The following is a 17,879-nucleotide window of genomic DNA, read 5'->3' as shown; positions in this document are numbered from 1 at the left end:
AGGAAAATCAATATGATCAGTTTATTGCGCGTCGACGGACGGCTGGTTCACGGCATGGTCGCCGTAACCTGGGTCGGGGAACTCAAGCCGAACGTTTTAGTGGTTGCCAACGATGCGGCGGCCAACGACAGTTTTCACACAATGACGTTAAAGCTGGCCAAGCCGGCCAATGTGGACATGTATGTCTGGACGCTGGCCAAGGCGGTTGACCGCTTGAACGGACCGAAATACAAAGCGAAGAAAATCTTTATCACGGTCGGCACCATCGCCGACGCGGAAGCGCTCGTCAGCCAATGTCCGGAGATTCGCCGCGTCAATGTCGGCCCTGAAGTCGACGGTACAAAGGGGCGGGTAACCGAAGGAAAAGTGGAGATCAGCGACGGCGTCTTTGCCTCCCCAGAAGAATTCGCGTGTCTGAAACGCATTCATGATCAGGGCGTCGAGGTGTTCGCGCAGATCACTCCGCAAATGCCGGCCGTTGATTTTACGGATTTCGCTAAAAAATTTGAATAAGAAGGAGAAAAGGGTATGATTTTACAAGCTATTCTCGTCGGTCTTGTCGCGGGTTACGGACGGATCGAACAATCCTGGTTCGGGCAGCAGATGATCGCGCGGCCGATCTGGCTGTGTACGCTCGTCGGACTTTTGTTAGGGGATTTAAAGCAAGGCGTCATCATCGGCGGTACGCTGGAGCTGATCTGGGCCGGTGTCGTTCAGATCGGGGCTGCGCCGACAGAGGTTGTCAGCGGCAGCGTGCTGGCCTCGGCGCTGGTCATCACCAGTGGTCTGACCGTCGAGGAAGGCGTCGCGCTGGCAATCCCGGTCGCGCTGCTGGCCAGCGTTATGAATACGTTTATCTCGTCGGTGAACTCTGCCGTTCTGTCTTCCTTGACGAACAAAGCGGTGGAAAACTGTGATACCAAGATGATCTGGTGGACTGGAATCGGCGGAGGCATCATTTATTTCATCGTCTACTTTGTCGTTATCGCCCTGGGCTTTATGGCCGGATCCGTCGCGATCCAGGCGGTCATTGATTCCATTCCGGGCGTCGTCCGCTACGGTCTGATCAATGCCAGCAAGCTCCTGCCTGCGATCGGCATCGGCATTCTGCTGAAATTTACGTTTGATTGGAAATATGCCGGCTTCTTTGCGCTGGGCTTCCTGCTTCCAACCTATCTGGGAATGGGCACGATGGGCGTCGCACTGACGGGATTGGTCTGCGCATACATCTATTATCAATTTAAACCGAGAGCAGAGGAGGACGACTAATCATGACGAATCCGGTTCAATTATCAAAAAAGGAACTGAATAAGGTATTCTGGCGTTCCTATCAGGCGCTGGGGTGTTATACCTACGATAAGCAGCAAGGGATTTCCTACATGCGCGCCCTGCTTCCGGCGCTGCAGAAACTCTATCCGGATCCGGAAGATCTGAAAGAAGCCCTGATCCGTCACAACGTCATGTTCAATACGACCTGCGCTTTCGTACCGTTTTGTCTGGGCATCACCTGCGCGATGGAAGAGGAATACGCCAACGCACCGGAAGGTACGTTTGATCCACAGTCGATCAGTTCCGTCAAGATCGCTTTGATGGGACCGCTGGCCGGGATCGGCGACAGCTTCTTCTGGGGAACGTTCCGGGTAATCGCCTGCGGGATCGGCGCTCCGCTGGCTGCGGCCGGCAATCTGCTCGGGGTCGTGCTGTATCTGTTGTTGAATTTACTGCCGTCAACCTTGACCCGTGTCTATGGCTTTAAGCTGGGGTATCAGGGTGGCCGGGAATTCCTGGCGAAAATCCAGGCTGACGGCACTCTGGAAAAAGTGACGGAGGCCGCAAAGATTCTGGGTCTGGTCGTCATCGGCGGACTGGTTCCGACGATTGTCGCGGTGCCGGTCTCCCTGCAGCTGAACATGGGCGGCGGTTCGTTTATTCTGGCGGATGTTCTCAACAGCATCATGCCGAATTTACTGCCGTTGGTCTTATCTGTCGTTGTTTATCATTACATCCAGAAAGGAGTCAGCGTCAACAAGCTGTTATTCCTTTTGTTGGGCTTAGGCATTTTATTAACGGCGGTCGGTTTCTTCCCGATGGGATAAGCTGGCAAAGATAGTTTCAGGATAAGCAGGCTGAGAGATCGCCTGCTTTTTCGGATTATAGAAGTAGGAATAAAGTTTCCTACTCGACCTAGGATTAGATGAGCATAAACTATTGATATTAAGAACAAATCATGTGTGGGATATTCAGTTGATCTTAGTGTTTTATTAAGGGTTTCTGAAATTAGGATATACTATTTTTTTTTCGTATCAGATAACAGATCAGGCAACTATGCGGGAGAAACATCTGACTTTATCCTGGGACCTGTTGCTAACGATAATGTTTACACCACATTTACCCTTTATACCGCTGGAGCATTGACTAAGGAACAGACCTTGGAGGCTCTTAAAATCAAAAAGCTGTATAATCAGTTAGTGCTCACCTCAGGAAAAGCGTTAAGCTACTTAAAGTTTATTGGCACGGTGCCGGAGGAGGAATTTTAATGGAAAAGCAGAAATTTGAAGCGATGCTCATACTTCTTGTTCCGCAGGTAGTCCACCTGATCACTGAGAATTACCCGTTTGATGAAGTTACTGCCTCTAAAGAATTTTATGACTCTCAGGTATATTCTTTTCTGGAGCAGGAAGATACGAAGTTGTGGCATTTGAGTGCGCTGACTTTGTTCAATATGTTCGATGAAGAAAAAAAGACAGGCACATTCACATTCCCGGAGGAGGCATGATGATGAGTAAAGAAGGTAATTTTTTAATCTATTGTATCGAAAGGTATAAATCCGCAAAAGGCTTAACCGGCAGACAGGTTTCTGAATTGTTCACAAAATACCGTGTATGGGATTACATCTATTCTTGTTTTGAAGCTTTGCATACAACCGGAGAAAAGTATATTGTCGAAGATATTGATCTATATATTGAAGCCAGACAATCAGCGATGGTTTAACTGCAAACCCAGAAATAAACTGAATCGGAACCCGCTCATTCTATATGAAAAGCGCTGCCTTCAAGGACAACGCTTTTTTATTGAACTTTCTGCCGAAAATGATCCTTTGGCAGACGCAGCATTTCACTTCCTGGATTCGAGGAAAGGGAGGAAAACGATCTAGTAAGTATAGCTGCCCATCTTTTTGTGGAAATCCGGATCGCTGGCAACGTTGCAGTCTATGCCCAGATCCAGCGATAATTTTCTCGCCAGCACCTGCAGCGGCACAATATACTCCATCGTTGCGAAATACGGATCGTTGACAAACGGATAAACGAAGTTGTGCGGATCCTCAGCTTGGGAAGCATCCGAAGTGATCACATAGTTCGGGTTATGCCGCTCACGGGCGAAGTAATCCCGCATCCGCAGACAGCGTTCAAAATACTGCCCCGGGCAAGCCAGATAAACCATCATCGTGTCTTCGTGAATCGAATGATATACGCCGTGCATGAATTCTTCCTGCTCGTAGCCGACGACGCTGTAACGCACCGCTTCCAGAATTTTCAGCGTGCCTTCCATCATGGCCGAGATGCAGCTTTCATAGCCGACCAGAATCATCCGGCGGCAAGGAAGCAGATCTTCCTTATTGCGCAGATACCACTGGCTCGCCTGTTCCGCAATTTCCGGAATGTTGTCGCAGGTTTTCACCATCTGTTCCGTTAACCGCGTTTTCTCTTCTTCTGAAATCCGGCCTAAACGCACCGCCAGCTTCATGCCCAGAAGCATAATCGTCGCCATCGTGCCGATATACCCCTTGGTCTTCGGGCCGGCATATTCCATGCCGATTGCCAGCAATATCGTGACGTCCGCATGATCGCTGACCGGTTTGCCGGCCTCGCCGGTAACGACGATCGTCTTTAAGCCCAGTTTCCGCGCTTTATCCAGCGCCGCGATCGTGGAAGAACTGCGGCCGGCCTGGGAAATTCCGATGACCAGCGTGTGCGGGTTCAGAATCAGTTCATTGTCCTTAAACTGCATCGGATAGCTGGCAAAGACCTTAACCTTCAGCACATCCTCAAGCAGCTTTTTACAAGCCAGCGCGCCGTGATAGGATGTGCCTGATCCGACGACATAGATCTGTTCGATCGTGCCGTCTGCGCAGTAATCCAGCGCTTCTTTGAATATTTCATCCTGGTGCTCGACGATGTTGCGCACCGCCGGCTTGGATTCCAGAATATACTGGTACATATCCCAGTTTTTTTCCGTCATGAATTAGCCTCCTTATTGATTGACTGTCCGGTAGTAATAGTTATAACGGGAGCCGATATACAGCATCTCCGTGTATTCGATCAGATCGTCGTCCTGGTCGTACATCCAGGTGATGTTACGCAATAACGCCACATCCTTGATTTTCAACAACCGCTTTTCTTCTTCCGTCGGCATCATCGCCGTCATCTCGCCGTCGCTGTACTTAAACTGCGCCCCGTTTTCCTGCATGATCTGATAGACCGAGCCTTCGATCTTCCGCAGGTCCACGCTGGACATGTATTTCTGCGACAGATAGGTATAGCTGATCGCGATCGGCGTTTCATCCGCCGTGCGGATGCGCACGATATAATGAATCGCATCGTCCGGACTCAGCTTCATTTTTTCCATCAGCTTCGGCAGTTTATCCGCCCGCTCGATCCGATATTCGATCAGAATCGCGCCCGGCTTCTGCCCCATCTTCGTGATGTCGTCGGTAAAACTCGTCAGGTTGCCGATCGCCTTAACGATCTGTTGGTTGTCGACAAAGCTTCCCTGTCCTTTGACCCGGCGGATACAGCCTTCCTGGGCCAGGATATTCAGGGCCTTGTTTGCGGTCATGCGTGAGACCTTAAACGCCTGCGCAATTTCGATTTCGTTGGGTAGTTGATCGCCCGGTTTGAGCACTTTATCGACGATCTGTTGACGGTAGTAATTAATTATTTGTTCATATTTATTCATTTAATCCAGCTCCGAGGGATCGCTGATCATCGCCATCAGCGATTTTCTATTCTTATCATTATTAGTATACCGCATTGCCTGGTTCAGGTAAATCTCTACCTGTTCCGGCTGGTTTTTATAATGGTAAAGTTTAGCCAGACGGAAAGCGATCAGCGACTTGATTTCGTCGTTTTCACATTCCGGCAGCGCCTCGGTCAGCTCCTGGATTAACGTGGTGTCTTTCTGGATGTAAATACGGTCGAGCTGTTCCACTTCCCCGCGGATCAGTTCCGCTTTCTGTCCCTTTTTCCCGTTTAACAACGGCATCAGCTGGTCGCGGCAGGTCTCGGCCAGCGCGCGGTCGCGAAATTGCAGGGCGTAGCCGAACATCCGGGAATAAAGCGCGATCTTTTCATCCGCGTTCATCTTCAGCGAAGCGAACTGCGCGTAGGTCGCGCGAACCTGATCATGATCCTGCAGATCAATAAAATAGTTCAGCTTCATCATCAACAGCGACACCTTGGAAAAATTAAATCGGCAGTAAGGGGAATCGAGCAGTTTGAGAAAGCTGTCCGTATCCTGTTTCATTTTAAACGCATACAGCTTCCGCAGCGCTTTCTCGCTCACCCATTTTTTATAGATCACGCTGCCGAACAAACACAGCAGCGTGATCCAGAGGATCGGATTAGTCATGGAACCGGTTCAGCGCCCGGGCAAACCGTTTGGCCGTGATGTGCGGACGCGTGATCGCGTTGCCGACAACGACGGCGTAAGCGCCCATATACAGGCATTGAACCGCGATCTCCGGTGTGGCCACCTTGCCCTCCATGATGACGCGGGCGCCGGTGCCTTTAACGGCGTCGACGATATCCCGAAGCAGGATATAATCCGGAGCGTCCTTGATTTCCAGCTTGTCGAAGGCGCCGGCTTTCGTATACCCGGCTAAGGTTGGGGCGACGAAATCCGCCCCCATTTCCGCGGCAATCCGCGCGTCCTCCGCAGTGCTGACATCGGCGAAGATCAGCGCTTCCGGAATGTTTTCCTTGATTTCCCGGATCGTTTCATACGCCAGCTTGCCATCGTCGCGGTAGTGATGCGTCGCCTGCACGGCGATGATCTCCGCGCCGGCTTCCCATACCGCTTTGGCTGCTTCCAGATTCGGTGTTAAATAAACGTCCTTCACATTGCGGTTGATTTTCCAGATTCCGATGACCGGCAGATCGACCTGCGCTTTGATCGCCCGGATATCCTCCGGGGAATTCGCGCGAATGCCTTTCGCTCCTGCCCAAGCCGCGCACTCCGCGAACTTGACGGTGATGCCTTCCATATAATGAGGTTCCTCCGGCACCGCCTGGCAGGAAACGATTAAGCCGTCTTTCAGGCTTTCCAGAACTTCTTGTTTTTTCATCCCGTTTCACCCCTGTTTCATTCGATTACAACAGACCCAAAGCGACAGCCAGAACACCCAGAACCAGCAGTGCGATCATGATGACCGTGCCGGAATAGCGTTTCTGTAAGCCCCAGTAGCACGCGAAGGTCAGTCCCAGCGGCAGAATCTTCGGGCAGATTGCGTCAAAGATCTCCTGCAGGACAACCTGCGCGCCGTTAATGTTGAGGACTGTAACCAGATTGACGTTGACCATTGAAGCCATCATCGCGCCGATAACGACCAGACCCATGATGCGGGCGGCTTCCGTCAGCTTGTTCAGCGTGCCGTCTTCGGAAATCCGGGTCAGGAATTCGCTGCCGCCTTCATAACCGATTTTGAAGCCGACGCGGCGGACGATTTCCGATGGAATAAAGTTGATCAGGAAATACAGGATCGGGCCTAAGATGTTGCCGGCGACCGCTAACGGCGCGCCGACACCGACACCGATGACGCGGAAGGTGCCCCAGAAGAAGCTGTCGCCGATGCCGGCTAACGGTCCCATCAAAGCTGCCTTGACGGAGTTGATCGAAGCGACGTCAAATTCGCCGTCCGGCGCACTGGCGCACTGTTCCTCCATCGCGCAGGTGATCCCGATGATAAATGGACTCGGTGTGGTCGCGCAGTTGAAGAATTCCAGATGGCGTTTGACGCCGGCCTTCATCTTCGCTTCATCTTCGCCGTACAGCTCGCGGATGGCGGGCATCATTGTCCAGGCGTAGCCTGTCGACATCTGACGTTCATAGTTGAAGCATCCCAATAATTGATAGTGACGATTATAAACTTTCTTTAAGGTTTTCGAGCTTAATTTTTTCATGCCGATCGTCAATCTTACAGTTCCTCACTTTCATCGCTGGCGCTCATGGAGCCGGACTTGCCGCTCGGAGCGAACTGATAGTAAACATAAGCGCAGATTACGCCGATCACCGCCGCGGCGATCGTGCTGACGTTGAAGAAAGCGACTAAAGCGAAGCCCAGGAATAAGAACGCCGCGAACTTCTTGTCGAAGGTCAGCTGAATCAACATCGCGATTCCTAACGCCGGAAGCAGGTTGCCGGACTGAGCCAAACCGGATTGGATAACGGGCGGAATGTTGTTGACGATCGCCGTGATGACGTCGCCGCCGATTAAGAAGCCTAAGAAAATCATCGTGAATTTGAAGACGAAGTACAGCGCGCTGCCCATCCAGTTGGACATTTCAACGCCCTTCCAGTCGCCCTTGTCGGCGCATTTGTCAGCGTGGTGCGCGAAGGTGGTGTTGAGGATGCAGACGCCGATGGAACCGACCTGAGCCAACAGCGCGATTGGAATCGCCAGAGCCAGCGTGGTTTCATAGGAAGCGCCGGTTTTGATTGCTAGCGCAGTGGCCAGCGCACTGCCGACAACGACATCCGGCGGTGTGGACGTTCCGATACCGACTAAGCCCATCCAGACCAGTTCCAGATTGCCGCCGATGATTAAACCCATGGTGAAATCCCCCATGATCAGGCCGACGATCGGGCCGATGAGAATTGGTCGGTCGAGCATGTGCTGACCGCCGATGCGGCTTTCCATGTAGATCAAGGTTGCGACGAGCGCGACTAAGAATCCCTGTAGCATAAGTTTTTGCCCTCCTTATAATTTTTTATTTGGCAAATATTTTTTCAATATCTTTGAAGTTCATGCGGTCCAAAGACGGCGTGATCTGCGCAAAGACTTCCACGCCGGCGTCGGCCATTTTCTTGGCGCATTCAAATTCCTTCCGCGTCATGAAGACCTGCGGCAGCGTCGGGATGTAGTCCTCGCCCGGCTTCTTGTTGACGCCGGCTGTGCCGATGTTGAGCTTGGCGATCCCCTTAACGCTCTCCCAGATAGTGCAGGCATCCTCGACAGTTTCCGTGACCAGGAATATTTTCTTCCGGTCATTGATCGGATTGTTCAGCGCCTTGATCGAATCCGCGATAGTCTTGATGATCAATTTGACGCCTGCCGGTTTGGCCAGTTTCATCGTCGCGGCCTTAAAGCTGTCCCCTGCCGCCTCGTCGTTGGCTACCAGAATCGTTTCCGGCTTGATCGCGGAAGTCCAGGACACAGCCACTATGCCGTGAATTAACCGGTCGTCCGCTCTGACTAAAATAATCATAAAATCCTCCTTTCCTTTTTATAACGCCTGATTCAGTTCAGGTCATTACCTCAATGATTTTGTTTACAGCTCGTCGTCCTCGGTTAGATCTGCTTCTTCAGCGTCAGTGTTCAGCGTGTTCATGCACATCATTTCCGCTCTTGCGCGCTCCACGATCTGCGCGGCCAGCTCCGGTGTAATGTCTTCGCTTTGATAAACCATTTCCAGCACTAACGGAAAGTTGACGCCGGTCACCAAGACAAAGGCCATTTCCTGCATCAGCTTCGCAGCGATCTGATTCACGCTGCCTCCGGCCAGATCGGTCAGAACAACCAGGTTGCCCGGTTCGATGGCAGCCAGCTTGGCGCGCAGCGCTTTTTCAAATTCATTATCTTCGACATAGGCGTTGATATAATGAATGTTAGCGGCGTCGCTGTTGAAGAAATGAATGGCGTTGGCCAGCCCTTCGGCGAGCGTGGAATGGGTGGCGATCAGAAATTGATTCATGCTTGTTCCTCCGGTTTCTTATGGGCGAACGCCCGGCGTTTCGGCGGATAGACGCTGGTGTCGTAGCCGATTTCCTCACAATTACGGGCCGCCATCAGCTGGAAGGGAACAACGAAGGCCAGCGGACTCAAGTCGGGCGCGATCGGACTGCGGAAATGCAGATCCTTCGGATTTGTTGCTTGTTGATCGGCATAAAAGACAAAGACGTGCTCGGTCACTTCATTCTCCCGGATCCAGTCCAGAAACAGTGGAATCCGCGTGCGTTCAACTTCATTGCTTGCGATGAAATACAGGTAGGTTTGATCGTCGAACGCCATCTGCGGCCCGTGGATCAGTTCCTCCAATTCATAGGCGCTCAGCGGCTTGTGGAAGGTTTCATACATTTTCAGAACGCCTTCCAGCGCGGTTGGATAATTTGTTCCATAAGCGGCGATATGCCCCTTTTTCATGTCCAGCAGCTCCGGCTGATTGCGGTCGATCCATTGCTGGACTTCTTCGATCAACGCATCGAAATGCTCGAGCATCGTTTCCGCTTCCTGCAGTTTCTGCTCGCTTTGCGCTTTCTCCAGCTGTCCCAGCGCCGAGGCAATTTCAACAGCCCACAGATAACCGGTCAGCAGCGTGATGATGTAGCCTCGGGTTTCGATCGGGATTTCTTCCTTGCCGCAGGTTAACGGCACGACGACGTCGACCTCGCGGGTGATCAGGCTGGACAACGCTTCCGTCAGCGCAACGGTAAAGTAGCCCGCATTTTTAGCTTTGCGCATCGCCTCCACCGTGGAAACGCTGGTGCCTGACTGACTGATGCCGACGACCAGAATCTGATGCGGCTGATAGATCTCATTGTTATTGATCTGCGTATAATTCGTAAATACCGTCGGAATCACGACTTCCGCTTCCACCTTCAGGTATTTTTCAAACCAGTTCTTAAAGCTCAGCGCCGCATGATAGCTTGTTCCTGAACCCAGAAAATAAACTTTCCGGATATCTTGATTCAGGAACAATTCAATCATCGGATTGACGAAACAGGCTCTTTCGGCAAACGACTGACGAAGTGCCCGGCCTTGATCCAGAATATATCCAGCCATCGTCGGTTTTTCCATTTTTCTCCTCCTGTATAATCATGTTTTTGTTTATTGTATATACATAATATATTTCGTGAATACGCTTACGTCAAGATAAATTTGTAGATTTTTGTAGGATTTTCTTTTTGAGTTGGAATGAAAGCATCGTAAATCAGTGACTTTGTAATCATTTATTGCTTTATTATGTTATTTATTTTCGCTTTCTCTCTTTGTCTTTCGCCCTCTCTCTCGCCTTACGCCTAGCACTATATATGTATAATCATTCAATAATATGACTATATTTTTATCTCTTATATTTTTTACATTCAGTTCCCCCGTTGTTTTGACGCAGGAATTTTTCAGAGCAATGGGGATCAGAAAACTGATCTTCGATACAATAAAAAAAGCCAGCTGTCGTTTAACAACTGACTTTGATTCCTTCTGTTTAAGCTTATCCGGCGGCATCTGAACACCTTTGCCCCTTAAGAAAATTATGCCATCGTTTAAGCAGTCATGAATTCATACATATCGCCGGACTGGATATAACGGCACGGAACGGCTTCGCCCAGCGCTTTTGGGATATAGCTGACCATGTATTCCATTCCCGGTTCCTCCGTATTAAAATGGCCGACTGCCAGAATCGCTTTCGGCATCCCCAGCATCGCACTGTCGCGGATGTATTCGCTGACGGTAAAATCGATCAGTTCCATCGAGATCAACAAGTCGATATTTTCCTGATCGATCCGGGTGATCATGTCGTTGTCGCCGCCCAGGATGTGACTGGCAATCGCGACTTTCCTGACCTTCGCCTCGGTGTTTCCCAGCATTTTCAATCCGATCAGATGGAATTTCTCCATGATCAGGCGTCCAATTTCCTTAACCGGCGTTTCCGGTATCTCAAAAACCATCGGGCGGACCGGATCGCAGCATAAATATTTTTCCCAGCCTAAAGTGACCATAACGCCATGAAAAATCCCGTCTACATAGCCGCCGTTCATCGGAATCCCGGAATGGATATAATCATGATCCCGCCAGACGACGATGCCGGTTTCATCCAGCAGCTGCTTTTTTGCCAGAAAGGTTTTATTCCGAGCTTCGTCCAGCCAGTCGGTATGATCGCCGTGATTCCAGAACAGCGCTTCATGACTGATGATCAGATTGGCGCCGCTGGCGCTGGCCTTGCGGATGACGTCGACTGAAGCATAACACGTCGTCACGATGCCGGTACATTCCTGATCCGGATTTCCGTAAAGGATCTGATCCCGGGTTACCGCGTCGTCAATCGGTTTGCCATTGGCGATTCCGCGATGATACTGTTTCATTTTCTGTATGACTTCACTAATTTTCATAACAAACCTCCTGTTTGTATTGTAACCCCTTTTTCCGGCTTTTTCTATGCCTGAATCGCCCGTTTTATCCCTCGGAATCCTTCGTCTTCGACAAAGAGGCGCATCCGGATTCGGAAAATTCATAATCATTGATTTCAGGAAAATCCAGAAATTCCGCCAAAGTCATATCAAAAGCACAGGCAATGCGGAAAATTGTTGCCATACCTGGATTTTTATACATTCCCTCTACGATCCGCGTCAACGTCCGCTCGTTAATCTTCGCTTTTTTCCCCAAGATCTCTACTGAGATGTGTTTAAGCCTGCATAGTTCCTGTATCCGTTTCGCTAAAATTTGATTGTATTCCATAGTTATTCCTGCCTTACTTCATAGCCTGCATGTCCATCGTTTATTCTGTTTTTTTCAGGTTATTGTCAATTTGAGAAGGTTGCAATAAACTCTGAACTTCTTAATTATAATCGATTCCCGGTCCAATAAACCATACCTGATTTCCAACTTGCTTCGATTCCAACGCTTCGGCAGCCTTGTTCTGTATTCCAATTCTGGAATATGATCCTCTTCCCCGCAGCCAGAATCATTTCAAAACGATCCGCTGTATAACAGATCATACGCTCATCCTTGGCAAACAAGAAAAGATGGCCGCATAGACCACCTTTCGTTAACTTATTCAGCTTCCGCTTCCGGACGTGAATTTTCCGGCGTTTCCGCAATCGTGGACGCAGATTCCGCCGATTCCGTGGCAGCTGCCGCTTTCATCTCCGGTGTCGGCAGATCCAAAAACGGTTCGCCTTTAATGATCTTATCAATCTGTTCGGCAGTCAGCGTTTCATTTTCAATCAGCGCTTCCGCGATTTTGATCAGTTCATCTCTGTGCTCCAGAATAATCTTCTTGGCTTCATCATGGCACTGGTCGATGATCTTGCGAATCTCCTGATCAATTTCAAACGCAACCTGTCCGGATACGTTGCTCGCCGAGTTGTAATCGCGGCCCAAAAAGACGTTCTGCTGACCATGATCATACTGAACCGGGCCGAGATCGCTCATGCCGTACAGCGTGACCATATCCCGCGCCATCTTCGTCGCCTGCTCGATATCGTTCACCGCGCCGGTTGTGATATCGTCAAAGAACACTTCTTCCGCGACGCGGCCGCCCATGTAGCCGGTGATCGCCGACATCAGGTCGTTCTTCGTGTTCATGATCTTTTCTTCCTTCGGCGTCATCAGGTTGTAGCCCCCGGCGGTGCCGCGCGGAATGATCGTCACTTTCTGAACAATATTGGAGTTTTCCAGATTCAGGCCGACAATCGCATGGCCGGACTCATGGTAAGCCACCAATTTCTTGGATTTTTCATCATATTTTCTGGACTTCTTGGCCGGTCCCATCATGACGCGGTCAATCGCTTCGTCCAGATTGTGCATGTGGATTAAATCGCTGTTCTCCCGCACCGCCAGAATCGCGGCTTCGTTCAGCACGTTTTCCAGATCCGCACCGGAAAAGCCCGGCGTCCGCTTCGCTAAAGCGTCCAGATCAATTTCCGGAGCCAGCTTCTTGTTGCGGGCATGGACTTCCAGAATGGCCTTACGGCCTCTGCGGTCCGGCAGAGAAACGGTAATCTGACGGTCAAAACGGCCCGGCCGCAACAGCGCCGGATCGAGGACGTCAGGCCGGTTGGTCGCCGCAATCACGACGATTCCGGCATTGTCCGTTATACCGTCCATCTCGACTAACAGCTGGTTTAATGTCTGTTCCCGTTCATCATGACCGCCGCCTAAACCCGCGCCGCGTTGGCGGCCGACCGCGTCGATTTCATCAATGAAGATCATACACGGGGCTGTCTGCTGCGCTTTTTTAAACATGTCGCGGACACGGCTGGCGCCGACGCCGACGAACATTTCAACGAAATCCGAACCGGAAATCGAATAGAACGGAACGTCCGCTTCACCCGCAACCGCCTTCGCCAATAATGTTTTACCAGTACCCGGCGAACCGACCATCAGGATGCCCTTCGGAATCCGCGCGCCCATCTTGGCGAACTTCTTCGGCGATTTCAGGTAGTCGATAATTTCCGCCATTTCCTGTTTTTCTTCATCGCACCCGGCAACGTCGTCAAAGCGAACCTTGATGTTGCCTTCCAGCCGGGCCCGGGATTTTGAGAATTCAAAGGCCTTGTTATTGCCGCCGCCGTTCATCTTGGAAATCAGGAAAAACGCCATCGCACCGAAAATCACAAACGGAATCAACGATAAGATCGTATCTAAAAACAGATTCGATTCGTTCATGTCGCTGACCTTGACGTCGGCAGCTTCCAGCGCGCTCATCAGCGCGTCGACTTCGGTTTCCGAGCGCGGCACGGAAGCGGTAAAGCCGACCTTCTTGCCGTCCTGTTCGAAAACACCCTTGATTTTAATCACATTGTCGCCGACCGTCACTGCACTTTCGGTGACTTTCTGTTCTTCAACTAACTTTTGAAACTCGTTGTAGGTCAGATTCTGTGTCGCAGTCCCGGTATTCATGTTCATCAAACTGAACAGCGCCAGGATCACAATCAGATACGGAACAAAATTGATCCAACGATTATTACGCATTGTATCACTCCTTCGCTAGCGTTACTTGTAGCATTCTTCTTTCAGGACACCGACAAAAGGGAAATTGCGGTACTTCTGATTGAAGTCCAGTCCAAATCCGACTACGAATTCGTTTGGAATTTCAAAGCCGGTATAATCCGCCTCAATATCGACAACCCGGCGGTCCGGCTTATCGAGCAGCGTGACGACGCGGACAGTCCGCGCCCCTTTGTTTTTCAGCATCGTCTTGACCGTTTTTAACGTTCTGCCGGTATCGACGATGTCTTCGACCAACAGGATGTCCAGATTTTTGACAGAGCAGTCCAGATCCTTGATAATCTTGATATCGCCGATCGACTCTGTTCCCTCATAGCTGGAAACGTCCATAAAATCAAACTGAATGTCCAGATCAATGTGCTTGATCAATTCTGCCAAAAAAGGGACGGATCCCTTCAGCAGCGCGACTAACAGCGGTGGTTGTTCATTGTTTTTGTACTCTTGGGTAATTTGTTGTCCCAACTCTTTGCAGCGAGCTACAATTTCTTCTTCATTAAGTAAAACTTTTTCTAAACACGGATGCATAGCCAAACCTCCAGAATATCCCTATTTTATCACAAAACAAGTTGGATTGTTAGAGTAATGTGCGACATTGCAGCCTATTTTCGGGACCAGAACGATCTCGCCGCGGCGGTTGACGACAACCGGCCAGCGCCGGCGCTGATCCGGCGGGATCTTCCTGTCGATAAACCACCGGTTTAAGCGTTTTGTGCCGAATCGGAGCTGTATCGCGTCTTGGGGACGGGGATTGCGGATCGTGATCGGAAAGTCTTCCTGATAGAGTGTGACCGCTTCCGTGGATTCTCCGTTCTCCGCGATCCTGAAATACGGCGTCGCGAACAATTCTATTTTATCCAGAACATAACAATAAGATACCTCTTCTGTGAAGTCAAGTGAAAAGAATCCGTAAGCCGCCTGAAACCGGCGGTCTTTACTGAAACTCACGTCGAAATTCCCGTTTTTCTGCTTCAGCGCTTTGATCAGCTCGATGAGAAAGGCTTCTGAAGGCGGAACCACGCCCTGTTCCTGCATCCATGCCCGCAGGAAAATTCGTTGTTCCGCTTCGCTCAGCGTGAGAAATATTTCCTGGGAAATGACCGGATCCGCAGGATTCAGCTTCGCTTTGACAGCTTCCTTCTTTTTCTGACGATTGCGGTTGCGCGCCTTCAGTTTTCTGACTTCACTCCGCTTTTGCGCTTCGCTGAGTTCCGCCAGTTCATGATGACGCAGCCGATTGCGGCGGTAATCGTCGCTCAAATTGGATTCGTCGATCCCATAGGCAATTTTATGCCGGCCGCAGTATTCCTGCAGCTGCCGCTTCGTCCAGCTTAACAACGGCCGGACGACGACCACGCCCAGCACCCGGCCTTCTTCCCGGATGCCCAGCACTTCGCACTGCCTTCCAGACTCCTGCTGAAGCAGCGCCGTTTCCAGAAAATCGTCCAGATGCTGAGCAATCAGAACACCTGCCGCCGCTTCCTGATCGGCCAGCCGCGCAAAGAAGGCATACCGCGCCTCGCGCGCCCAGGCTTGAAAGTTTCCGGACGTTTCCTTGACCGGATCCAGCGAATAAAACGGGATCGCATAGCTGCGGCAATACGCTTCAACGATCTGTTGATCGCGGTCGGCAGTCGGCCGATGATGATAATTCACATGGGCGCACACAACGCTCACACGATGTCGGCGGCACAAATCCAGAAGCGCCATCGAATCCGGCCCCCCGGAAACACCCACGATCCACTTTTTTTCCGCCAGCTGATTCCACCGCATCGTACCGCCTCCTTCCGCTTGAATCCTGGTTTTATTTATTGAACCACAGAAGTATTCCGTTGCCAAGCGATTCGCCTGCGACAATCCCGGATTATTGTATAAATTCAGGCTTTTTTTCTGTTTTGAAGTCCAAAATGTGAAAAACCCGCGTCAGCGCTTGCTGACACGGGCGATTAACACGGTCACGTCGTCGGCGCAGCCGGTTTCCTCCATCGCCTGCAGACCGGTTTCAATCCGCTGCAGAATCTGATCCGGATCGCCGCCGCGGATCCACTGATCGAGCACTTGTTTTTCCACGCCGTCGCTGCTCATCACGAAGCAGTCCTGATCCTGACAGTCAATCTGAAAGCAATCTGTTTCGATTTCCTGAATGATCCCGATCGGCAGCGATTCACCGCTGATTTCCATGATCTGATCCTCCCGGATCAGATATGTCGGACATGCGCCGGACTTGCTCAGGAACGCCTGATGGCGGCGTTGGTCATAACACAGGAAATCCAAGGTTGCGAACAACTCCCGCTGATCGGCGTGAAGCAGAGCGTTGATGCTCTGCACCGCCGCTTCCACCGGCAGCTTGGCGCTCAGCATCCGCTGCAGCACCTGCGTGACAAATTGGGAACTGCGGGCCGCCTGGGGGCCACAGCCCATCCCGTCGCTGATCGTACAGATCGTTGTCTGGCCGTTGCGGAACACCGCGCTGGTATCGCCGGAAACCTCAGGATCCTTCTTTAAAGTAAATAACCGTGTTTTCAATGTTGAAGGCTGAGAGGTCGACAACTCCAGCCGGCTGCCGGTATAGAAAATCCGGTTGCGCTGAAACCGCGTCACCTTCAGATCCGGGTCGACGACCATGTGGATCAGAGGCAGGACGACTTCCTCCAATTCGCTGTGCGACAGCTGGGAGAAGTCGATCACTACCTGCAGCGGACCTTCCTCCCACTGCTGAACATGGACGCGCTTGACTTCAAAGTGATACCCTTCCAACAGATTCACCAGTTTATCGCTCAGCGCTTCGTCATCCACGACGCTTTGCTTCATCTGCATCGCCACGGTATCCAGAGCATCGGCCATGCCCTCCAGAATCTGCGACTGACTAGGCTGAATCGGTTTGAAATAATCGGCGATCAAATCAAAGATATGCGAAAACTGCGATAACTGGTGCAGTAAAGTCCGCTTGCGGCCTTCGATCCGCTGACCGTTCAGCGTCTGTTTTTCCTCACTCACCCAGCGCTGCGTGATCTGCGAGGTCGGGAACTGCTGCGCCGCCAGAAAGATCACGATCGCTGAAGCCAGCGACCAGGCTGGCTGCCGGGTCCAGATTAACGGCACCATCCAGCCTAAGAAGCGCAGCCAGCCCATATCCTGACGCAGGATGTTCAACAATAACAACGCCGCGCACCAGACCGGCGTATGACTGCCGATGGGAAAACAGAATAACAAGCCTAAACACAACGCCAGATATTCACGCACCGGCATCGTCATGGCCAGACATGCCATCACCAGCACCGACGCCATCCATGCGCCTTCCAATGGAAAGATGGTCATGATCGGATAGATCAGACTGCTTCCGAGAATTCCCAGCATCATCATGCTGAGCTTGAATTCCGTGTCGATCCACATCCAGTCCGACTGGGTGAAGCGGCAGATCAGAACCCCCGCCCCCGCCGCGGCCAACCCTTGCGCGAAGGCCGTTCCGGTCGCCAGACTGGCCAGCAGGACGTTCAGACCGCAGATCATTGGAAACCACGCGAATAAATTCTGCCGCAAAAGCTGGATCAGACAAATCAGCAGCAGGAAGAAGACCAGCAGCAGTAATTGACAGTAAAATCCGGCAAAGCCAGAGAAACAGCTGCCAGCCAGCGTGCCGATTGCCGCCGCCATTCCCTCCCTGCGGTTGCGCTGATAGAAAAAGGCCAGTCCGGGATAAAGAAACACTGCGGATCGAAACGAAAGCGCAGTGAAGAAAAAACTGAAAACTAAAAACCCATCGCTCCTATGAAACTTCCGGAGCCATGCCGTAGACTTCTTTAGGGTCAGCTGACTCATGTTTTTCACCTTCTTAAGGCTATTGTAAGAAAGCTTCGCTGAAAACCCTGTCGAATCTTCC

21 protein-coding genes are annotated in these 17,879 nt (G+C 51.2%); 6 read left to right on the top strand and 15 right to left on the bottom strand.

Annotated elements, in window-relative coordinates; translation table 11 throughout:
- Positions 1-12 precede the first annotated feature (12 nt).
- From I2D94_RS00850 to I2D94_RS00825, 6 genes are all read left to right on the top strand, one after another.
- Entirely contained in the window at positions 13-513 is a 501-nt protein-coding gene (locus I2D94_RS00850; protein WP_117894699.1) for a PTS sugar transporter subunit IIB, read from the top strand.
- 15 nt (positions 514-528) lie between these two features.
- A complete protein-coding gene (locus tag I2D94_RS00845; protein WP_195395266.1) occupies positions 529-1,269 on the top strand; it encodes a PTS sugar transporter subunit IIC in 741 nt (246 codons plus the stop codon).
- Positions 1,270-1,271: 2 nt separating this feature from the next.
- Positions 1,272-2,096: a PTS system mannose/fructose/sorbose family transporter subunit IID gene (locus I2D94_RS00840; protein ID WP_195395265.1), complete on the top strand. Its 825-nt coding sequence runs from the start codon at positions 1,272-1,274 to the stop codon at positions 2,094-2,096.
- Between the two features lie 135 nt (positions 2,097-2,231).
- Entirely contained in the window at positions 2,232-2,537 is a 306-nt protein-coding gene (locus I2D94_RS00835) for a DUF3990 domain-containing protein (protein WP_370544602.1), read from the top strand.
- A complete protein-coding gene (locus I2D94_RS00830; protein WP_006057910.1) occupies positions 2,537-2,776 on the top strand; it encodes a hypothetical protein in 240 nt (79 codons plus the stop codon). The genes I2D94_RS00835 and I2D94_RS00830 overlap by 1 nt, the downstream gene beginning before the upstream one ends.
- A gap of 2 nt (positions 2,777-2,778) precedes the next feature.
- Positions 2,779-2,991, top strand: coding sequence for a DUF3791 domain-containing protein (locus I2D94_RS00825; RefSeq protein ID WP_039863790.1), 213 nt, complete (start codon positions 2,779-2,781; stop codon positions 2,989-2,991).
- Between the two features lie 159 nt (positions 2,992-3,150).
- Here the strand turns inward: I2D94_RS00825 and I2D94_RS00820 are convergent, their stop codons facing one another.
- From I2D94_RS00820 to I2D94_RS00750, 15 genes are all read right to left on the bottom strand, one after another.
- The gene (locus tag I2D94_RS00820; protein ID WP_195395264.1) at positions 3,151-4,239 is read right to left on the bottom strand and encodes an SIS domain-containing protein; all 1,089 of its coding nucleotides are present in this window, start codon (positions 4,237-4,239) and stop codon (positions 3,151-3,153) included.
- A gap of 12 nt (positions 4,240-4,251) precedes the next feature.
- Positions 4,252-4,956, bottom strand: coding sequence for a GntR family transcriptional regulator (locus I2D94_RS00815; RefSeq protein WP_072685451.1), 705 nt, complete (start codon positions 4,954-4,956; stop codon positions 4,252-4,254).
- Positions 4,957-5,628, bottom strand: a complete 672-nt coding sequence (locus I2D94_RS00810; protein WP_195395263.1) for a hypothetical protein — start codon at positions 5,626-5,628, stop codon at positions 4,957-4,959. It lies immediately after the preceding gene.
- A complete protein-coding gene (locus tag I2D94_RS00805; RefSeq protein ID WP_006057916.1) occupies positions 5,621-6,343 on the bottom strand; it encodes an N-acetylmannosamine-6-phosphate 2-epimerase in 723 nt (240 codons plus the stop codon). The genes I2D94_RS00810 and I2D94_RS00805 overlap by 8 nt, the downstream gene beginning before the upstream one ends.
- Before the next feature lie 25 nt (positions 6,344-6,368).
- Positions 6,369-7,178, bottom strand: a complete 810-nt coding sequence (locus tag I2D94_RS00800) for a PTS system mannose/fructose/sorbose family transporter subunit IID (RefSeq protein WP_072686122.1) — start codon at positions 7,176-7,178, stop codon at positions 6,369-6,371.
- A 14-nt stretch (positions 7,179-7,192) separates the two neighbouring features.
- Positions 7,193-7,960, bottom strand: a complete 768-nt coding sequence (locus I2D94_RS00795; RefSeq protein ID WP_195395262.1) for a PTS sugar transporter subunit IIC — start codon at positions 7,958-7,960, stop codon at positions 7,193-7,195.
- 25 nt (positions 7,961-7,985) lie between these two features.
- Positions 7,986-8,483 (bottom strand): PTS sugar transporter subunit IIB, encoded by a 498-nt coding sequence (locus I2D94_RS00790; RefSeq protein ID WP_195395261.1) that lies wholly within the window; start codon positions 8,481-8,483, stop codon positions 7,986-7,988.
- A gap of 63 nt (positions 8,484-8,546) precedes the next feature.
- A complete protein-coding gene (locus I2D94_RS00785; RefSeq protein ID WP_195395260.1) occupies positions 8,547-8,969 on the bottom strand; it encodes a PTS sugar transporter subunit IIA in 423 nt (140 codons plus the stop codon).
- Positions 8,966-10,072, bottom strand: coding sequence for an SIS domain-containing protein (locus I2D94_RS00780; RefSeq protein ID WP_072685447.1), 1,107 nt, complete (start codon positions 10,070-10,072; stop codon positions 8,966-8,968). The genes I2D94_RS00785 and I2D94_RS00780 overlap by 4 nt, the downstream gene beginning before the upstream one ends.
- 464 nt (positions 10,073-10,536) lie before the next feature.
- Positions 10,537-11,382, bottom strand: a complete 846-nt coding sequence (locus I2D94_RS00775; RefSeq protein WP_195395259.1) for a Nif3-like dinuclear metal center hexameric protein — start codon at positions 11,380-11,382, stop codon at positions 10,537-10,539.
- 64 nt (positions 11,383-11,446) lie between these two features.
- Positions 11,447-11,728 carry a helix-turn-helix domain-containing protein gene (locus I2D94_RS00770; RefSeq protein WP_195395258.1) on the bottom strand — a complete coding sequence of 94 codons (282 nt, stop codon included), beginning with the start codon at positions 11,726-11,728 and terminating at the stop codon, positions 11,447-11,449.
- Between the two features lie 315 nt (positions 11,729-12,043).
- Positions 12,044-13,966: an ATP-dependent zinc metalloprotease FtsH gene (gene ftsH / locus I2D94_RS00765; protein WP_072685443.1), complete on the bottom strand. Its 1,923-nt coding sequence runs from the start codon at positions 13,964-13,966 to the stop codon at positions 12,044-12,046.
- 21 nt (positions 13,967-13,987) lie between these two features.
- The gene (gene hpt, locus I2D94_RS00760) at positions 13,988-14,527 is read right to left on the bottom strand and encodes a hypoxanthine phosphoribosyltransferase (RefSeq protein WP_072685442.1); all 540 of its coding nucleotides are present in this window, start codon (positions 14,525-14,527) and stop codon (positions 13,988-13,990) included.
- 21 nt (positions 14,528-14,548) lie between these two features.
- Complete coding sequence (tilS, locus tag I2D94_RS00755; RefSeq protein WP_195395257.1) at positions 14,549-15,772, bottom strand: tRNA lysidine(34) synthetase TilS; 1,224 nt, start codon at positions 15,770-15,772, stop codon at positions 14,549-14,551.
- Positions 15,773-15,922: 150 nt separating this feature from the next.
- Positions 15,923-17,818: a SpoIIE family protein phosphatase gene (locus tag I2D94_RS00750; RefSeq protein WP_195395256.1), complete on the bottom strand. Its 1,896-nt coding sequence runs from the start codon at positions 17,816-17,818 to the stop codon at positions 15,923-15,925.
- Positions 17,819-17,879: the final 61 nt, after the last annotated feature.

Origin of the sequence: Holdemania sp. 1001302B_160321_E10 (assembly GCF_015552275.1) — a bacterium.
Classification (GTDB): domain Bacteria; phylum Bacillota_I; class Bacilli_A; order Erysipelotrichales; family Erysipelotrichaceae; genus Holdemania.
This window is presented reverse-complemented; position numbering and strand designations above follow the sequence as displayed.

Coding starts and splice junctions, on each gene's coding strand:
- I2D94_RS00850 (WP_117894699.1), top strand. CDS start 13: ATGATCAGTTTATTGCGCGTCGACGGACGGCTGGTTCACGGCATGGTC.
- I2D94_RS00845 (WP_195395266.1), top strand. CDS start 529: ATGATTTTACAAGCTATTCTCGTCGGTCTTGTCGCGGGTTACGGACGG.
- I2D94_RS00840 (WP_195395265.1), top strand. CDS start 1,272: ATGACGAATCCGGTTCAATTATCAAAAAAGGAACTGAATAAGGTATTC.
- I2D94_RS00830 (WP_006057910.1), top strand. CDS start 2,537: ATGGAAAAGCAGAAATTTGAAGCGATGCTCATACTTCTTGTTCCGCAG.
- I2D94_RS00825 (WP_039863790.1), top strand. CDS start 2,779: ATGAGTAAAGAAGGTAATTTTTTAATCTATTGTATCGAAAGGTATAAA.
- I2D94_RS00820 (WP_195395264.1), bottom strand. CDS start 4,239: ATGACGGAAAAAAACTGGGATATGTACCAGTATATTCTGGAATCCAAG.
- I2D94_RS00815 (WP_072685451.1), bottom strand. CDS start 4,956: ATGAATAAATATGAACAAATAATTAATTACTACCGTCAACAGATCGTC.
- I2D94_RS00810 (WP_195395263.1), bottom strand. CDS start 5,628: ATGACTAATCCGATCCTCTGGATCACGCTGCTGTGTTTGTTCGGCAGC.
- I2D94_RS00805 (WP_006057916.1), bottom strand. CDS start 6,343: ATGAAAAAACAAGAAGTTCTGGAAAGCCTGAAAGACGGCTTAATCGTT.
- I2D94_RS00800 (WP_072686122.1), bottom strand. CDS start 7,178: ATGAAAAAATTAAGCTCGAAAACCTTAAAGAAAGTTTATAATCGTCAC.
- I2D94_RS00795 (WP_195395262.1), bottom strand. CDS start 7,960: ATGCTACAGGGATTCTTAGTCGCGCTCGTCGCAACCTTGATCTACATG.
- I2D94_RS00790 (WP_195395261.1), bottom strand. CDS start 8,483: ATGATTATTTTAGTCAGAGCGGACGACCGGTTAATTCACGGCATAGTG.
- I2D94_RS00785 (WP_195395260.1), bottom strand. CDS start 8,969: ATGAATCAATTTCTGATCGCCACCCATTCCACGCTCGCCGAAGGGCTG.
- I2D94_RS00780 (WP_072685447.1), bottom strand. CDS start 10,072: ATGGAAAAACCGACGATGGCTGGATATATTCTGGATCAAGGCCGGGCA.
- I2D94_RS00775 (WP_195395259.1), bottom strand. CDS start 11,382: ATGAAAATTAGTGAAGTCATACAGAAAATGAAACAGTATCATCGCGGA.
- I2D94_RS00770 (WP_195395258.1), bottom strand. CDS start 11,728: ATGGAATACAATCAAATTTTAGCGAAACGGATACAGGAACTATGCAGG.
- ftsH (WP_072685443.1), bottom strand. CDS start 13,966: ATGCGTAATAATCGTTGGATCAATTTTGTTCCGTATCTGATTGTGATC.
- hpt (WP_072685442.1), bottom strand. CDS start 14,527: ATGCATCCGTGTTTAGAAAAAGTTTTACTTAATGAAGAAGAAATTGTA.
- tilS (WP_195395257.1), bottom strand. CDS start 15,772: ATGCGGTGGAATCAGCTGGCGGAAAAAAAGTGGATCGTGGGTGTTTCC.
- I2D94_RS00750 (WP_195395256.1), bottom strand. CDS start 17,818: ATGAGTCAGCTGACCCTAAAGAAGTCTACGGCATGGCTCCGGAAGTTT.